General features: G+C 61.1%; 19 protein-coding genes and 1 tRNA gene. 9 read left to right on the top strand and 11 right to left on the bottom strand.

The window, feature by feature from the left end:
• Positions 1-186: 186 nt before the first annotated feature.
• From SIB72_RS07655 to hisF, 7 genes are all read right to left on the bottom strand, one after another.
• Positions 187-273: transfer RNA gene (locus tag SIB72_RS07655), tRNA-Ser, on the bottom strand.
• A gap of 49 nt (positions 274-322) precedes the next feature.
• On the bottom strand, positions 323-2,236 hold the full coding sequence (locus SIB72_RS07650) for a ComEC/Rec2 family competence protein (protein WP_413743518.1): 1,914 nt from the start codon (positions 2,234-2,236) through the stop codon (positions 323-325).
• Positions 2,237-2,306: 70 nt separating this feature from the next.
• The gene (gene glyQ / locus SIB72_RS07645; RefSeq protein WP_115020082.1) at positions 2,307-3,197 is read right to left on the bottom strand and encodes a glycine--tRNA ligase subunit alpha; all 891 of its coding nucleotides are present in this window, start codon (positions 3,195-3,197) and stop codon (positions 2,307-2,309) included.
• Between the two features lie 273 nt (positions 3,198-3,470).
• Positions 3,471-3,821 (bottom strand): hypothetical protein, encoded by a 351-nt coding sequence (locus tag SIB72_RS07640; RefSeq protein WP_115020008.1) that lies wholly within the window; start codon positions 3,819-3,821, stop codon positions 3,471-3,473.
• Between the two features lie 77 nt (positions 3,822-3,898).
• Positions 3,899-4,600, bottom strand: a complete 702-nt coding sequence (gene ubiE / locus SIB72_RS07635; RefSeq protein ID WP_413745071.1) for a bifunctional demethylmenaquinone methyltransferase/2-methoxy-6-polyprenyl-1,4-benzoquinol methylase UbiE — start codon at positions 4,598-4,600, stop codon at positions 3,899-3,901.
• Between the two features lie 10 nt (positions 4,601-4,610).
• A complete protein-coding gene (locus SIB72_RS07630; protein ID WP_413743517.1) occupies positions 4,611-4,856 on the bottom strand; it encodes a hypothetical protein in 246 nt (81 codons plus the stop codon).
• A 39-nt stretch (positions 4,857-4,895) separates the two neighbouring features.
• On the bottom strand, positions 4,896-5,681 hold the full coding sequence (gene hisF, locus SIB72_RS07625) for an imidazole glycerol phosphate synthase subunit HisF (protein WP_413743516.1): 786 nt from the start codon (positions 5,679-5,681) through the stop codon (positions 4,896-4,898).
• Positions 5,682-5,745: 64 nt separating this feature from the next.
• Between hisF and SIB72_RS07620 the strand changes: the two genes are divergently transcribed.
• From SIB72_RS07620 to SIB72_RS07610, 3 genes are read left to right on the top strand one after another with little or no spacing between them, the layout of a single operon-like run.
• Positions 5,746-5,958 carry a DUF2862 domain-containing protein gene (locus SIB72_RS07620; protein ID WP_115020079.1) on the top strand — a complete coding sequence of 71 codons (213 nt, stop codon included), beginning with the start codon at positions 5,746-5,748 and terminating at the stop codon, positions 5,956-5,958.
• 11 nt (positions 5,959-5,969) lie between these two features.
• Complete coding sequence (gene chlG / locus SIB72_RS07615) at positions 5,970-6,923, top strand: chlorophyll synthase ChlG (protein ID WP_115020006.1); 954 nt, start codon at positions 5,970-5,972, stop codon at positions 6,921-6,923.
• Positions 6,920-8,944, top strand: a complete 2,025-nt coding sequence (locus SIB72_RS07610; protein ID WP_115120587.1) for a transglycosylase domain-containing protein — start codon at positions 6,920-6,922, stop codon at positions 8,942-8,944. Before chlG ends, SIB72_RS07610 begins: the two co-directional genes overlap by 4 nt.
• Here SIB72_RS07610 and SIB72_RS07605 read toward each other — a convergent pair.
• The gene (locus tag SIB72_RS07605; protein ID WP_413743515.1) at positions 8,922-10,283 is read right to left on the bottom strand and encodes a 16S rRNA (cytosine(967)-C(5))-methyltransferase; all 1,362 of its coding nucleotides are present in this window, start codon (positions 10,281-10,283) and stop codon (positions 8,922-8,924) included. The two genes, SIB72_RS07610 and SIB72_RS07605, sit on opposite strands and share 23 nt — an antisense overlap.
• Entirely contained in the window at positions 10,276-10,689 is a 414-nt protein-coding gene (locus SIB72_RS07600; protein ID WP_413743514.1) for an MGMT family protein, read from the bottom strand. Before SIB72_RS07600 ends, SIB72_RS07605 begins: the two co-directional genes overlap by 8 nt.
• 98 nt (positions 10,690-10,787) lie before the next feature.
• Between SIB72_RS07600 and SIB72_RS07595 the strand changes: the two genes are divergently transcribed.
• From SIB72_RS07595 to SIB72_RS07580, 4 genes are all read left to right on the top strand, one after another.
• A complete protein-coding gene (locus SIB72_RS07595; protein WP_115120584.1) occupies positions 10,788-11,117 on the top strand; it encodes a TIGR03894 family protein in 330 nt (109 codons plus the stop codon).
• A gap of 85 nt (positions 11,118-11,202) precedes the next feature.
• Entirely contained in the window at positions 11,203-11,334 is a 132-nt protein-coding gene (locus tag SIB72_RS07590; protein ID WP_413743513.1) for a hypothetical protein, read from the top strand.
• Between the two features lie 6 nt (positions 11,335-11,340).
• On the top strand, positions 11,341-12,030 hold the full coding sequence (trmH, locus tag SIB72_RS07585) for a tRNA (guanosine(18)-2'-O)-methyltransferase TrmH (RefSeq protein WP_115120583.1): 690 nt from the start codon (positions 11,341-11,343) through the stop codon (positions 12,028-12,030).
• A gap of 113 nt (positions 12,031-12,143) precedes the next feature.
• On the top strand, positions 12,144-12,827 hold the full coding sequence (locus SIB72_RS07580) for a glutaredoxin family protein (protein WP_413745070.1): 684 nt from the start codon (positions 12,144-12,146) through the stop codon (positions 12,825-12,827).
• Positions 12,828-12,878: 51 nt separating this feature from the next.
• Here SIB72_RS07580 and SIB72_RS07575 read toward each other — a convergent pair whose 3' ends face one another.
• Positions 12,879-13,139: a hypothetical protein gene (locus SIB72_RS07575; protein ID WP_115120582.1), complete on the bottom strand. Its 261-nt coding sequence runs from the start codon at positions 13,137-13,139 to the stop codon at positions 12,879-12,881.
• Positions 13,140-13,230: 91 nt separating this feature from the next.
• Complete coding sequence (locus SIB72_RS07570; RefSeq protein WP_244281598.1) at positions 13,231-14,046, bottom strand: ABC transporter permease; 816 nt, start codon at positions 14,044-14,046, stop codon at positions 13,231-13,233.
• 125 nt (positions 14,047-14,171) lie between these two features.
• On the opposite strand from SIB72_RS07570, the gene SIB72_RS07565 reads away from it, so the two are divergent.
• Together SIB72_RS07565 and SIB72_RS07560 are read left to right on the top strand one after the other, a co-directional pair.
• Positions 14,172-15,662 carry an ATP-binding protein gene (locus tag SIB72_RS07565; protein ID WP_413743512.1) on the top strand — a complete coding sequence of 497 codons (1,491 nt, stop codon included), beginning with the start codon at positions 14,172-14,174 and terminating at the stop codon, positions 15,660-15,662.
• On the top strand, positions 15,659-16,033 hold the full coding sequence (locus SIB72_RS07560; protein ID WP_413743511.1) for a hypothetical protein: 375 nt from the start codon (positions 15,659-15,661) through the stop codon (positions 16,031-16,033). The genes SIB72_RS07565 and SIB72_RS07560 overlap by 4 nt, the downstream gene beginning before the upstream one ends.
• The last annotated feature ends 33 nt before the right edge of the window (positions 16,034-16,066 follow it).

Here is a 16,066-nt window from a genome sequence, read left to right as displayed (position 1 = left end):
TGATCTTCCAACACCAGCATTTTTTAGCAACAAGATCACGGACATTACCGCCAACAATTCAATCCACCGAATCGTGTTGACAACGTGTTCTGTACCGAAATCCACTGAATCAAGACAAAGAGAAAGATCTATTGCATAGACATCGATCGTTCTCTTTGTCTGATCAGTCCAGAAACAAATTCAAAACGGAGAGGGTGGGATTCGAACCCACGAGGGTGTTACCCCTACACGATTTCGAGTCGTGCGCATTCAACCGGACTCTGCCACCTCTCCATGAGTCGTTAGACGCTTCGTCATAGTAACGGTCAATGCATGATGCTCGTTACGGCTGCAGTCTCAACTGAGAGCGCTGCAGGCTGACCCGGCGATGGCCTGCCTGCAGCACAAAACGACGGCCGCTGCTCCCAATCGGTTGCAGTACTAAGCCCGCGGAAGCCAAGCGCTGGCCTTCCAGCAAAGGGAACTGCCCCAACTGCTCAGCGTGCAACGTTCTGGCCAGGCTCTGCCAACAGTCCAGCTTTGACGCGGCAACGGGGTCGAGCACCGCAATCCAATCGAGGCGAGCATGACCATGGCCGTGCGCCAACTGCTGAGCCACCCGGCAGCTGAGCCGGTCTCCATGGCTGCTGATCAGGGCTGCCCGTCCGTGATGGCGCAACAAGACCCATTGCCGGCCCCATTGATCAACCCGCACCACAGCATCCGCCAGCAGACCTGCTCCATGCACCAGAAGAGCCATCAAAGCCAGGGGCATCAACACCCAGCGCCAGCGTCGCGAACCAGACAGCCAACACGAGGCAACCGCCAACACGATCACCAGCACTATCCACCCCGATGGGCGTCCGATCAATAGCTGTGCATGAGGCCAATTGCTGATCGCGGTAACCAGCCCCTGCAAGCAAGCCGCAAGGACTTTGACAGGCACGGCTAACACCGGGAGAAGCAGGCTCGCCACGGCCTGCGGCAACAACAGCACCAGCGTGGCCAAGAACATCGCAGCAAGGGTGAGTGCCATCAAAAAGGGCGAGGCCAACAAATTCGCCAGCACGCCATAGAGGGGCATGGCACCGAAGTGAAGCCACTGCAACGGCAACGTCCAGGCCATGGCTGCCAAGGGAACGGCCAACGCCGGAGCCATGCTGCTGAGTGCCTTCGGCAACCGAGATTTCAACCACGTTTCAATGACCGGTGCGCTCACCACCAACCCTGCTGTCGCAACAGCACTGAACTGAAATCCGATCGACCGAGCCCAGCCGGGCTGCCACCACAACATCAGCACCAGGGTGGCCAGCAACAAGCCGATGGGTCGACTGCGGCTTCCTCCTTCGCGGATCAACAGAGCCGATGCACCCATCAGCACAGCACGCACCACTGAGGGTTGCGGTCCCGCCAGCAGCAAAAACACAACCATGAGGCCACAGCCTGCGAACATCCGCCAGGAGGCCAGCCAACGGCTGCTCAGCAGCAACACACTGCCCAACAACACCGAGAGATGGAAGCCTGATGCGGCCAGGGCATGGGAGAGGCCAGCCACCCTGAAGGCCTGTCTCACACTGTCCGGAAGGTCAACCTGAGCCCCTCCAAGCACCAAGGCTGCCACCATCGCCCCATGGTTTGGGCCTAGGTGAGCAGACAGTTGGGTGATGATTCGTCGCCGGGCCATTGCTAAGGGAGCCCATCCATTCGCGATCCGCTCCAAGCGTGAGACCTTGAATTGTGTCCAGCAGCCCAGCCTTGAGAGCCGTTCGGACGGAGACGGTAGTAAAGGATGAATGGCCTGAGCCGGGCGGCGCAGATGCCCATCCGCCCTGATCCAAGTGCCGGCAAGAACCGGGGTTGAACAAGGCTCAAGCAGCACCTCGGTGACACCGCTCATCCGTTTCCCATCAATGCGCTGCACACCCACAAATCCACGACAGCGACCATCACGAGGATGGGAGTCTTGGTGCCATCGCCCCTCTAGCCGCTGCAGCCGGGAGTCAGGTGCCAACGCATGAAAGGGATCGAGCTCCCCAGGGCCATGCTCCAGTCCAAACGTTGCCCGCGACAGGCTCAAGACCAGCAGCAGAAGCAACAGCAGCGCCTGACGGCGCGACCACCGCTGACGACGCACCAGCCAGCAGCTGCTCCAAGCCAGCGCGAGCAGCATGAGCGCCCAATGGACAGCACTGTCAACCAGGGCTGCACCGAAAAGACTGAAGAGAACAAGAGCCGCAACGGCCACAGCGGCGGGCATCCGAGAACAAACAACGGTTGCTGAAGCATTCCCCAGACCTTGCCTGTCGCCGCCCTCGGCTGCGGCTGCCTCAGCCAGCCACGGCAGCAGGTTGCTGCTTGAGGAGGGGGAAGCCGAGGGCTTGACGCTCCTCAAGCCAAGCTTCGGCAACCTTGCGAGCAAGATTGCGGATACGGGCGATCGTGGCGGTGCGCTCCGTTACTGAAATCACCCCTCGGGCCTCAAGCAAGTTGAACGTGTGGGAGCACTTGAGGACGAAATCGAGCGCTGGGGCGGGCAGCTGCTTCTCAATCAGATCAGCGGCTTCGGCCTCATAGATCGCAAACAACTGCTTGAGCCGATCGGGATCAGAGGCTTCAAAGTTGTAGTGGCACTGACCCTTTTCAAAGGGCAACCAGATGTCTCCATAGTTGCGCTCCGCATTCCAGCTCAGATCCCAGATGCTCTCCACATCTTGGAGATACATCGCCAGTCGCTCCAGGCCATAGGTGATCTCAATCGAGACAGGCCGGCAGTCAATGCCGCCGCACTGCTGGAAATAGGTGAACTGGGTGACTTCCATGCCATCGAGCCACACCTCCCAGCCCACACCCCAGGCACCGAGGGTGGGCGACTCCCAGTTGTCCTCCACGAAACGGATGTCGTGATCGGCTGCCTTAATACCCAAAGCCTCGAGGGAAGCGAGATAGGTCTCCTGGATCCCATCCGGAGAGGGTTTGATCAGCACCTGGTACTGGAAATAGTGCTGCGCGCGATTGGGGTTATCGCCGTAACGGCCGTCGGTGGGGCGCCTGCAGGGCTCGGGGTAGGCCACAGCCCAAGGTTCCGGGCCGATGGCACGAAGCACCGTGTGGGGACTCATCGTGCCGGCACCCTTTTCCGTGTCGTAAGGCTGCAAGAGCAAACAGCCCTGATCCGCCCAGAAACGGTTGAGGGTGCCAATGATGTCCTGGAAATGAATCGGGGCAGGGCTCGTCATCAGCAGATGAGGGCAGACGGTCGATATGTGCAAGTTTCTAGGTCATCAACCTGATGAGACTTGGCCTTCGCTCTGTGCTCAAAAAGGAAGAGACCCAATCACTAAGTTCAATAAGCCTTCAATAAGCACTGCTTCGCATCTGTTTCGATCAGAAGGCACAACCCCAAAGCGATCGAACTGATCGATTGAAAAGCTTGACGACTGCATTCTTTTCAAGCCAAAAGAGTGCCAGCCATTGCTTTAACAAGCCCTGCATCAACCGCTCTGAGCCAAGCAGCGATGCAGATGGGCAATGGCGTGATGACGATGCGGATTACTTCGGCTAGGGCTCATCATTCCCAGCCAGAAACTGCCATCGCCCTGAAACACCAAGACAGGCTTGGAGACTGCCTTGCCATGGGATTCCAACAGCGACATGCAGAGCTTCTCCGCCACTTCCATGCCCTTAGGCCGGGCCCTCAGACGGCGCAGCACTGGATCCACCTGGGAAAACGACACGAACGTGGCCCGCTGGGCATCGGTGACCAGGATCATCCCGTCCAACCACTGCACCTCGAGCAACAGATCCTCGATCGAGGCCAGCAGAGAGGGAAGCGGGAAGGCCATCACATTTCTGCGTCTTAAGGTTTTCTTTCTAATCTCCCTGGCGCCCTGATCGCAAGCGGTCGGCGATCTGGCCCGGCTCAGGCTTGCAGTAAAAGCACACCCATCTGGCCTGCCATCAGTGGCCTGTGTCGTGCCAAAGCAAAGCCAGCTTCCCTTGCCATCGCTTCCTGCTCAGCGCCGCTCGCAAAACGTTCAAGGCTTGCCTCGAGATATGCATACTGGGGCTCCAGATTGGCCAGGGCCGCTGCTGGTACCACCACGCGGCGCAGGTACTGACGTTGAAAAGCAGCAGACCAGCTGGCCTCGGGCAAACGGTTGAAGTCGAGAACCCCAGCCCGACCCCCCGACTTAAGCAAACGGTGCATTTCCGCTAGGCCTGCTCCGGCATCAGCAAGGTTGCGCAGGCCATAGGCCATCACAACACCATCAAAACTGGCGTCAGGAAGAGCCGTGGCCATGGCATCACCTTGCAGCCACTCAACATTCAGCCAGGGCTCAACAGAACGGCGCTCCTCCGCCAGTTCCAATGGCGCCCCGGCAGCATCAAGGCCCACGACCTCCCCACTGGGCCGAACCATTCGGGCTAGCGCCAGGGCTAGATCACCGGTGCCGCAACAGAGATCCAACCAGCGTTCTCCCCCACACGGTCGCAGCCAGGCGATCAGCTGACGCTTCCACTGCCTGTGCAGACCGAGGCTGAGCAGATCATTGAATCGGTCGTAGCGAGGCGCCACATCATTGAAAAGCTGCTCAACGGCAGCGGCATCTCCAGGTTTCACATCCATCCCGTCAAACCGGCAGACCGTTGAGGGTCATCACCATCACCAACGCGAGCCCAACAGCCGCCGAACACACCAAACATCCAGCCAGCATTAACGAAAACTCGCTCTGATCAATCGCGGACTGCATCAACTTCAAAGCCCAGACCACCAAACCAACCACCACAACAGAACTGAGCAATCCCAGCGGGAGCACCCACTGATGGGCAATCAAAGGCACCCCATCAGGTGGAAAGTCGGTGGATCCATCAACCACAACCGTTTCAGGAACGTGCAGAAACTTTAGAGAAGACGCTCAAGCCTGCGCAGGGCGGATGGTCATGCCCCGCTGCAACAGGTCCTGCTTGATCTCCTCCACGGTGAGCACGCCGTCATGCAAGAGCGAAGCCAACAGGGCCGCCGACGCCTGCCCCCCCTCCGCCCCGTGATCCAAAGCCGCGGCGATGTGATCCAAACAGCCAGCCCCACCGGACGCGATCACCGGTACCGGCACCGCCTGGGCCACAGCCCTTGTGAGCGTCAGGTCATAACCGGCCTGGGTGCCATCACCATCCATCGAGGTGAGCAAGATCTCACCAGCGCCCAACTCCGCCACACGACGCGCCCAAGCCACCACATCAAGACCGGTGTTCTCCCGGCCTCCCTTCACGAACACATCCCAGCCATCAGTGCCCTGCTCACGTCTCCTTGCATCGATCGCCACCACGATGCATTGGCAGCCGAAGCGGTCGGCGCCACGCGCCACAAGCTCTGGATCACGCACCGCCGAGGAATTGAGACTGACCTTGTCGGCTCCGGCCCGCAGCAACTCTGTGATGCCGTCTACGGAGGAGATCCCCCCTCCGACCGTGAAGGGAATCGTCACCTCCTCTGCTGTGCGCCGCACCATGTCCACCAACGTGGCCCTGCCCTGATGACTGGCAGCGATATCGAGAAACACCAGTTCATCTGCTCCAGCTTGGCTGTAACGGCAAGCAAGCTCCACCGGGTCTCCGGCATCGCGAAGTCCCACAAAATTCACACCTTTCACCACACGGCCTTCGGCCACATCAAGGCAAGGGATCAGGCGAAGGGCGACCATGACAACGAAAGGAGATCACGAGGCGGCTGTTAGGGTGACGCCCACTTTCCAAGCCTTGCAGGCCATGTCCCAGGCGGCGATCAACATCGGCTCCAAGGTTCGGGTCACCCGCGTTCGTGACCGCATCCCAACCACCCTCGTCGAGCTGCTCCAAAAGGATGCAAGTGGCGAAGTCGTCGATTTCCGCACCGTCGATGGCCAGGGCATCGGTGTTGTGGTGGAACTCAGCAATGGCACCACCTGCTGGTTCTTCGACGACGAAATTGCTGCAGCCTGAGGCCTCAGGCTGTGAGTGACGCCCGTCAACTGCTTGGCATGAAAGGTGCCAGTGGCACCTCCAACATCTGGAAGCTGCGACTGCAGCTGATGAAGCCCGTCACCTGGATTCCCCTGATCTGGGGTGTTGTCTGCGGTGCCGCTGCAAGTGGCAACTACCAATGGCGTCTTGACCATCTGGCCGCAGCGATCGCCTGCATGCTGATGAGCGGCCCTCTTCTGGCCGGCTACACCCAGACGATCAACGACTACTACGACCGCGAGATCGACGCGATCAATGAGCCCTACCGGCCCATTCCAAGTGGAGCGATCCCGCTGTTCCAGGTAAAGATTCAAATCTGGCTACTGCTGCTCGCGGGCCTCGGCGTTGCTTATGGCCTTGACCTCTGGGCCGGGCACACCACGCCCGTGGTCTTTCTGCTCGCCCTTGGCGGCTCCTTTGTGAGCTTCATCTACTCAGCCCCACCACTGAAACTGAAGCAAAACGGCTGGCTTGGGAACTACGCCCTTGGAGCCAGTTACATCGCATTGCCCTGGTGGGCAGGCCAGGCCCTGTTCGGTCAACTCACCTGGGCCACCGCCCTGCTCACCCTCGCCTACAGCCTGGCCGGCCTCGGCATTGCCGTTGTCAATGATTTCAAGAGCGTCGAAGGCGATCGGGCTCTTGGCCTCCAGTCTCTTCCTGTGGTGTTCGGCATCAAACGTGCCAGCTGGATCAGCGCCGGGATGATTGATGTCTTCCAGTTGCTGATGGTTGCCGTTCTGATAGCGATCGGACAGCATTTCGCAGCAGTGCTGCTTGTGCTTCTCATCGTTCCTCAGATCACATTTCAGGACATCTGGCTTCTGCGTGATCCGGTCGAGTTCGACGTGAAGTATCAGGCCAGCGCTCAACCCTTCCTGGTGCTCGGAATGCTTGTGACCGCACTGGCCATTGGCCACAGTCCTCTGACCCAGGTGATGTGAAGCGCACCCGCCGTCATTGGGTCCTGCTAGCCGGCTCCGCTGCGGCGATTGGTTGCGGTGTGGCCCTTGGCCAGGGAGCTCTGACCGAGGCACTTGATGCCACGCTGCCGGATGCACGCGAGATTGCCAGCTTCAACCGTCCAGGCACCATCACGCTGCTTTCAAGCGATGGACAGGTGATCCAAAAGCTGGGTCCTGCCACCCGGGAAAAGGTCAATCCAGGGGAGATGCCGCTGCTGGTGAAGGAGGCCTTCGTGGCCGCGGAAGATCGGCGTTTCTATGAGCACGACGGCGTCGACCTCTGGGGAATCAGCCGTGCGCTTGTTACCAACCTCAAGCAACGCGCGGTGCGTGAGGGCGCCAGCACGATCACTCAGCAACTGGCCCGCACGGTGTTTCTGAGTCAAGACCGCACCATCACCCGCAAGCTGCGGGAAGCAGCCCTGGCCTACAAGCTGGAACGCCAGCTGAGCAAGGAGCAAATCCTTGAGCAATATCTCAATTACGTGTACCTGGGATCCGGTGCCTATGGCGTCGCCGATGCCGCTTGGGTGTACTTCTCCAAAACCCCCAATCAGCTCAGCCTGCCGGAAGCGGCACTGATTGCCGGTCTGCCTCCAGCACCTTCGGTGTATTCACCGCTGGTGAACGAATCCGTTGCGCGCGAACGCCGAGCGATCGTGCTGAACCGCATGCAACAAGCCGGCTTCATCACCGCCAGCGCAGCCGAAACGGCCCGCAACACTCCTCTCAATCTCAAACCTGCCACCCCGAAATACTTCAACAGTGCAGCGCCTTACTTCACCAGTTGGGTGGCGCAACAACTGCCTCAGATGCTCACCCCTGAGCAACTGGAAGTGGGTGGCCTCAAGATCCGCACCAGCCTCAATCTGAAGTGGCAGAAGCGGGCCCAGCAGGTGGTGCGTGAGTTCGCCCCAGGTAACGCTGAGGGTTCGATCGTCTCGATTGAACCCGGCACTGGGCTGGTGCGGGTGATGGTAGGCGGCAAAAACTTCCAGGCGAGTCAGTTCAACCGCGCCACGCAAGCCCTGCGCTCTCCGGGCTCCACCTTCAAGCTCTTCCCCTATGCCGCAGCAATCAATGCGGGTGTGAAACCGGAAGACATCTTCGTGGATGCCCCTCGCTGCTGGAACGGCTACTGCCCCAAGAACTTCGGCAACAAGTATTTCGGCAAGATTTCACTGGCGGAAGCTCTGAAGAACTCCCTCAACACCGTGGCAGTGCAGCTGCAAGACAAGGTGGGCTTTGACGCGATCATCGCCATGGCCAACAACCTGGGGATCGGCACCACCCGGCCGCTGGGCAAGTACTACCCGATGGCCATCGGCGCCTACGAGCAAACGATCCTCGATATGACCGCTGCCTATGCCGCCGTCACCAATCGCGGCGTCTACGTCAAGCCCACCGCCTTCGAAGACATCCGCGGCCCTGGCGGCCAGATGATCTGGAGCCGCCGCAGCGACGGTGCCAGGGGGCGTCGCGCCGTCGACAGTGATGTGGCTGACACGATGAACTGGATGCTGCAACGCGTGGTAACTGGAGGCACCGGCGTGGCGGCGAAGCTTGATGACCGCCCCGTGGCTGGTAAGACCGGCACCTCGGAGGGAGGGCGGGACCTCTGGTTCATTGGATCCATTCCCCAGCTCACCACCGCCGTGTGGTTTGGCTACGACAACAACCGCGAAACCAACAGCAGCAGTGGCGAGGCGGCTTGGGCCTGGAAGCAGTTCATGAACACCATCAAGGGCAACTTCCCAGTCCAGCAGTTCCCGCCCAAACCTGTACTCACCAGACTGTTCCGGGATAACCGAGGCACCAAGCGTGCCCTGCCCGAACGCAACAACGATCCCACCAAAAAGCCCGACGATCCCACCAAACCCGACACCAGCTGGGACACGAGCACCCCAGCGGACCCCAATGCCACAGCACCGCAGCGGAATGTGGTGCCTCCAGGCGGCCCCCCGGTGGACGAATTCTTCAGGCCAATGCCGGTGCAGTAGCCGGTGCTTCGATCACAGCGGCATAGAAGCCATCTCCGCCATCAGGATCGGGCCAGCGCTGCTGTTGCTGGGTGAGTGTCAGCTCTGGATGTGCTGCGAGGAAGGCCTTGATCCGATCGCCATTCTCGGATGGATGAATCGTGCAGGTGGCATAGACCAGGGTGCCTCCCGGGGCTAGCAGAGGCAGCATCGCCTCCAACAATCGCGTCTGCAACGGCAGCAACTCCGCCACTGTGGCCGCAGTGACGCGCCAACGGGCATCCGCATGGCGGGCCAAGGTGCCAAGGCCTGAACAGGGTGCATCCAGCAAGATGCGCTGAAAGGAAGAGCGCCACTGGGGCTTGTGCTCCAGAAGCTCGGCGGCATCAGCGGTCATGGCCTGCAGACAGCCAGTGCCGAGGCGGGCGGCATTGGCAGCAACCCGCTGCAGACGCCCAGCCGAACGATCCACAGCCCACACCTCACCCCGATCACCCATCAGCTCGGCGATGTGGGTGGCCTTACCCCCTGGGGCCGCGCAGGCATCGAGCACCCGGTCTCCCGGCTGAGGATCCAACAAAGGCGACACCCATTGGGCGGCGCGATCCTGCACGCACCAATGGCCCTCGTCGTAGCCAGGCCAGCGACGTAAATCGCCACCACTGCTCAACACTTGCAGACCATCGGGACACTCCGAAATCGGCACGACCTCCAACCCCGCCTGCTCAAGAGCAGCGCGGACCTCAGCGGGGCTGCTGCGCAGGCGATTGACCCGCAGATCAAGGGGCGGCACCTGATTGCATGCCCGAGCCACCCGCTCTGCTTGCTCAGGGCTGCACCATTGCTGCAACTCCTGGCAGAACCAGTCCGGCAGCGACTGCTGCAGGGCCAGGCGCAGGGCCGGATCAAGCGGGAGCTCAAGCTCCTCCCCCAGGTCCCGGGCCCGCAAGGCAGCCCGGAGCAGACCATTCACCACCGGGGCCAGACGGGCCAGCCCGTGCTGTTTGGCCAGCTCCACACTCGTGTTCACGGCTGCCGCGGCCGGAATCCGCTGCATGAAGAGAAGTTGGTAAAGCCCGAGATGCAGCAGCCAACGCAGCCGAGGAGGCTGTTTACGGGCAGGAACACGACCGAGGCGATCCAACCAGCCATCCAGCCATCGCCGCTGACGGATGGCGCCATAGGCGAGTTCAGTGACCAAGCCGCGATCGACCGAGGCAAGGTTCTTTCCGCGCAGGGCTCGCTCCAGCGCCACATCGGCATAGGCACCAGCAGCCACCGCTTCCAAGACCTCCCAAGCGATGTGACGTGGGGCCACGCCAGCGGCCGGCGACGCGCTCCGGGCGGATGGATCACTCACGGGCAGCAGGCATCACACCCACATCCTCCAGCGCAGACAGACCGGGAGGTTGGGCTGGGCGCCAAAGGAAGCGCTGCAGGGGAAGACGACCATCCCCATCCACGGGGATGCCTTCCGCAAGCAGCAGGTCTCGCTGCATCCAGTCGGACCCCTCACGGCTGAGGCTCATGGCGATACAGCCGCGGGCATTAACTACCCGATGCCAAGGCAGCTCGGACGACAACGACAGCCGGCGCAGGGCCCAGCCCACCTGGCGTGCACAACCGTAGGCACCAATCCAGTCAGCCACCTGGCCATAGGTGACCAGACGGCCGCGGGGAATCGCTGCGACCACCTCAAGCACCCGCTGGTCAAAACCGCCGCGCTGAGCAGCCAGGCTTGACGCAGCCAGGGGTAATGCAGCCATGCCCGCAGAAGCCTCTGCACTCCAGGCTGGCAGGGGTGAGGACCACTGCGGGAACGGCGTGGTGGGATGCTGGTGTGCTCGGACTCAGAAAGAACGCAATGACGGCTGACAAGGAGCTGATCAAAGAGGTGGCTCAGGAGCTGTGGGACACCACCAAGAAGCTCCGCCCTGGCCTGCCCAAGATCGTGCGCTCCCAATTGGTCCTCAAGGCGCTGATGACCATCGGCGACCTCCAGGACCAACTGCAGGCCGGAATGATTCTCGGGATCATTGCGGACCAGGAGCCCGATGACGAACCCGCAGGCGAGAGCAAGGAGAGCGGTGACGATTCCACCGTCAGCGACGCAAGCATGAGCGACACAAAAGCCAGCGTCGATGAATCCCGCAATGCGCCCCGGGTTGTTCGCAAACGCTCCGGCGCCCGCTGATCACACCATCACAGGGATTCAGCCGCCATGCTTCGCTCGAGGCATGGCGTGATCAAGCCATGACACTGCTTGATGAAACAGCTTCATGACACTGCTTAGGGCCTTGCTGTTGTTCGTGGTTGGCCTTGGGCTGACCCTGCTGATGCTTTGGGGCGTGCTCTCTTTGCTGCTCGCCGCAACGGCTTGGTTCATGATCCTTCCAGCGATCCAGGGGTAGCGCGCGATGCCCCTACTCCCCCGTCGGTTTGAACGTCTGAAGTCTGTTCTCGATGGCCGCATGCGTGATCTCACGGTGCTGCTTGAGCATGTGGAGAAACCACACAACCTTTCAGCGATCCTGCGCAGCTGCGATGCCGTTGGGGCCCTTGAGGCCCACGTCGTCAGCCTGAGTGGCCGATCGCGCACCTTCAACAGCACGGCCCAGGGCAGCCAGAAATGGGTTCCCCTGATCGATCACGCCAGCATTGAAGACGCTGTCACCAGCCTCAAGACTCAGGGATTGAAGCTCTACGGCACCCATCTGGGTGTCAATGCCCGCGACTACCGCGACTGCGACTTCACCGGCCCCACAGCTTTCGTGCTCGGGGCAGAGAAATGGGGACTGAGTGATCGGGCTCAGGCACTGATGGATGAAGCGGTGTTGATCCCGATGACAGGCATGGTCCAGTCGCTGAACGTGTCTGTGGCGGCGGCGACCCTGCTGTTTGAGGCAGCCAGACAACGCCGGGCCGCAGGAGTGCTGCCCACCAAGGGCGAGGGACTACCCGGAGAGCTGTATGAACAACGGCTGTTCGAGTGGGCCTACCCGGAGGTGGCGGACTGGTGTCGCCAGGAGAAGCGCCCTTACCCCGCCCTGAACGCGTCAGGTGAAATTCAGGAGCAACTGCCGCGCACGCTCAAACTGCGCTGCTAAGGGCTGGGTCCCGATCGACTCGCCATCGCTACGGTCTAGAGCACTGGTGCGATCACGGTGTGTTGAGCCCCAAAACCACCCTCTCCTCCCTCGGCGAGGTGCATCTGTACCGGATGTCGACCCCCGACCATGAATGCCCCTGGGGCCTGAAGGCGATCAGCCTCCTGCAACAACACGGCATCCCCTTCCAGGACCACAGGCTCATCAACCAGGAGCAAGTGGAAAGCTTCAAGCAGAAGCACGGCGTTGCCACCACTCCCCAGCTGTTTGCGGGTGAGCAGCGGCTCGGCGACTACAGCGAGTTAGCAGCCCAACTGGGCGAGACGGCGGAAGCAGCCGACTACTCCTACACACCTGTAATCGCCGTGTTCGGCACCACGCTGCTGATGGCGGTGGTGCTGGGAGAAGACACCCTGCAGCGCTTCATGGGCTTTTCGGTATGCGCTCTGGCGATGCTGAAGCTGATGGATGTGGAGTCGTTCGCTAGCAGCTTTGGCAAATACGATCTGATCACCCAGCGGTTTCGGCTCTGGGCTCGTCTCTATCCCGGCGTGGAACTGCTGATCGGTCTGGGATTTCTGCATCACCCACCCGTCGCGCTCGCCGGTTGGGTGGCGTTGGCCATCGGTGTGCCAGGCATGGCATCCGTGCTCAAAGCCGTTTATGTCGACAAGCTGGCGCTGAACTGCGCCTGCGTGGGAGGCAACAGCAAAACTCCCCTAGGAATTATCAGTTTCAGCGAATACGCAATCCTGACCGTGATGGGTGTTGCCGTGGCCTTCCAACTGGCGTTCTGATCCAGGGGTCTTCTGATCCAGGGACGTGTCCAGATCAAAGACGGATCCAGATCAAAAAGGAATGAGCACGTCTTTGCGTGCCTTGGATCGCTGAGTGACCGGCTGGTTGCGACGGGCAGCAGGCAGACGCAGGGCCACCACCAACACCAGTGACTCCAGAAGCATGTTCTGGCCAACAAACAGCACCACCAAACCCAGGGCGATGGCCAGCATCTGCTCAAGCAGGCCGATCACATCGTCCGGGTTGGAACGCCCCGACAGCCACAAGTACGTGCCCATGACCAACAGCACCAGAGTGGCCCACCAGGGCATGGGAGCGGAATGCGGAGTGCTTCCAGTGTGGCGCAGGTGGAGCGAATGCGGGATTCAGGCCTGAGAGTGCCTGTCAGGCAAACGCAACATCTCAGCCGGTAGGAGCATCACCACTGCTCACCCAAGCCTCCAACCCTTCGCCAAGGAAGGAGAGGCCAAGCACCAGCACAAACATCGCCAGTCCTGGATAGAGGGCAGTCCACCAGATGCCGGTGGGCACCGCCGCCAGGGCCAAGTTGAGGTCGCTGCCCCATTCCGGCACGGTTTCTGGCAAGCCGAGCCCAAGGAAGCCAAGCCCCCCCAGCACGAGAACGGCATCAGCAGAGTTGAGCGTGACGAGCACCGGCACCGAGGTGATCACATTGCGCAGTAGATACCGACGCAGGATCCACGCTGGCCCGGCCCCGAGCGAACGGGCCGCCTCCACAAACAGCTCCGCTTTGACTTGAGCGGTCTGGTTACGGACCACGCGGAAGTACTGGGGCACGTAAACCACACACAGAGCAGCGGCAGCATTGGGGATGCCTCGCCCCAGCAAGAAGGCCAGCACCACGGAAAGAAGCAGGACAGGCAGGGTGTACAGGGTGTCCATCAACAGCACCAAGACCCGATCCACAGGGCCGCCGAGATAGCCGCTCACCATGCCCAACGGCACGCCGATCACTAAGGCGAGAGCCACCGCCAAGAGCACCACCTGCAAGGCCACACCACTGCCTTGGAGGGTGCGCACACACACATCACGACCAAGTCGATCGGTTCCGCACCAATGCTGCAAGGAGGGAGAGGCATAGATCGGGTTATCGAGCCCAGCATTCGGATCCGGCAGCCAACCGGCCCAGAGCAGCAAGGGCGTGACCAGAGCGACCAAGGCGTAGATGGCCACGATCACCAAACCCCAACGGGCCATCCGGGCCGAAAGGCTGGGGCGCGACAGCCCCAGGGGGGAGAAACCAAAGCTCAACGCCGACTCGATCCAATCGCCCTATCAGCATTCTTGCTGCAGATCCCCGCCAAGATGATGAAGATGGAGAAATGGCCACCTCTCCTCACTGGCGCGACCACCTGCTCGGCAGCTTGACCGGTCAGCTGCAGCTCGCCACCTACCTGGCGGTGTTCCTCGGGTTCAGCGGAGCCAGCATCGGAGGTCTCTGGCTGACCCAGCGCAACCAGGCCATCTCCCGAGACACTGAGCTGCGCGCCAATGCTCGTTCACTCGAGACGCACCTGCTGGCTGATCGACTGCTGGAGAAACCAGCAACAGAAAGTGCAACGGCCAGACAACGACGCAAGCAAGCCATCCGTGAAGAGCTGCGCTGGCATTCCACCATGCGTCACACGCTCTTGATCGAAGAGCCCGATGGCGAGCTGCTGCTGCCAGCCGATGCCCGCCTACCGGGGAAGAAGGCGGTGGCAGAGGCCGTGAACGGCTCGCTGAATAAACCGGGCATCACCCAATCCCTGAGCGTGAATGGGTTGGATTACATCGCTGTGCTCAATCGGGTCTATCCCTCAGGCCAGCGGGTATGGAGCAGCGCAGAGGTCACCAACATCAATCGCGCCCAGAGCGCCTTTCTGAATTGGATGATCGTGATCTGGGGGAGCTGCTTACTGCTGTCGCTCTGGATCGTGAACGGACTGGTGCGGCGGATTATTCGCCCGCTGAGCCAGCTCACCAACGCCTCAGCCCAACTCACCGCAGACACCCTCAACACTTCAGCGCTGACCATTGAAGGAGCGCCGCTGGAAGTGACACAGCTGGCCAATACCTACAACGACCTCAGAGCCCGCCTCGCCAAGTCTTGGGCAGACCAGCGCCGCTTTGTGAGTGCAGTCAGCCACGAACTTCGCACCCCCCTGACGATCGTGCAGGGCTATCTGCATCGCACGATCAAACGCGGCGACAACCTCAGCGAAGGCCAGCGCAAGGGCCTGCGCACAGCCGAAGAGGAGAGCGTGCGCATGCGCCATCTGCTCGATGACCTACTCGACCTTTCTCGCAGCGACAGCGGACAGCTGCGCGTGAACAGTGAACCCGTCGCGATGGGGATTGCCCTCCACGAAGCCGTGGATCTGGCCCGCAGCAGCCTGGAGCGGGATGTGCGGCTGGAGCTGCCCCAGCCCAGCCACGATCAGCAGGCACTGGTGGCCATGGCCGATCCAGATCGCCTGCGTCAGGTGCTCCTGGATCTCATCGAGAACGCCCACAAATATTCCCCCTCCGCCACACCTGTGACTGTGCGTCTGCGCCAGGAAGATGCCATGGCCGTGGTGGAAGTGGAGGATCAAGGCATCGGCATTCCCGCCGACGATTTGGCCAAAGTGTTTGACCGCTTCCACCGCGCAGCCAATGCCAGAGTGAGCAGCGGCAGTGGCCTGGGGCTCTCGATTGTGCAGCTGCTGGTAGAGGCGATGGGGGGTGCGGTGAGCGTGCGCAGCCAACTGGATCAGGGCAGCACCTTCACTGTGCAACTGCCCCTCAGCAACGATGGTGCTGCAGTCACCGCGAGGAACGTGACGGAATGATCCTGTATCTGCTGCTCACCTCCCTGCTGATCCCGGTGAATCTCTGGGCCGCCATCACCCCGCACCTGCACAACGAGCTGTCGATGCGAGCCCTGCATGCGGTGTCGGTCGTGTTGCTGCTTCCCTTACTGATCTCGCTGTGGAGTGATCGCAGCTCCATCCGGTCAGTACCGGCGGTGGTGCTGGCGATCTTCCTGTGCGTGATGGTGGTGGTGAATGTGGAGATCGCCGCCCAAGGGATGGGGGTGGAATTCGGCTGGATTGATCACCTCTTCCTCGCCCTCGCGGCCCTGAGTGTGGAGGCCTACTACTTGCTGGAGCCCAACGCCACGACGCCCTTACCGAACCAAGTTGTGGATCAGACCGACTAACACGATCAAGACACCACGGCTGCGCGCACCACT

Source organism: Synechococcus sp. MIT S9451 (assembly GCF_047304725.1).
Taxonomy (GTDB): Bacteria; Cyanobacteriota; Cyanobacteriia; order PCC-6307; family Cyanobiaceae; genus Synechococcus_C.
The sequence above is the reverse complement of the archived record's forward strand: the minus strand, read 5'-3'. Positions and strand labels throughout refer to the sequence as shown.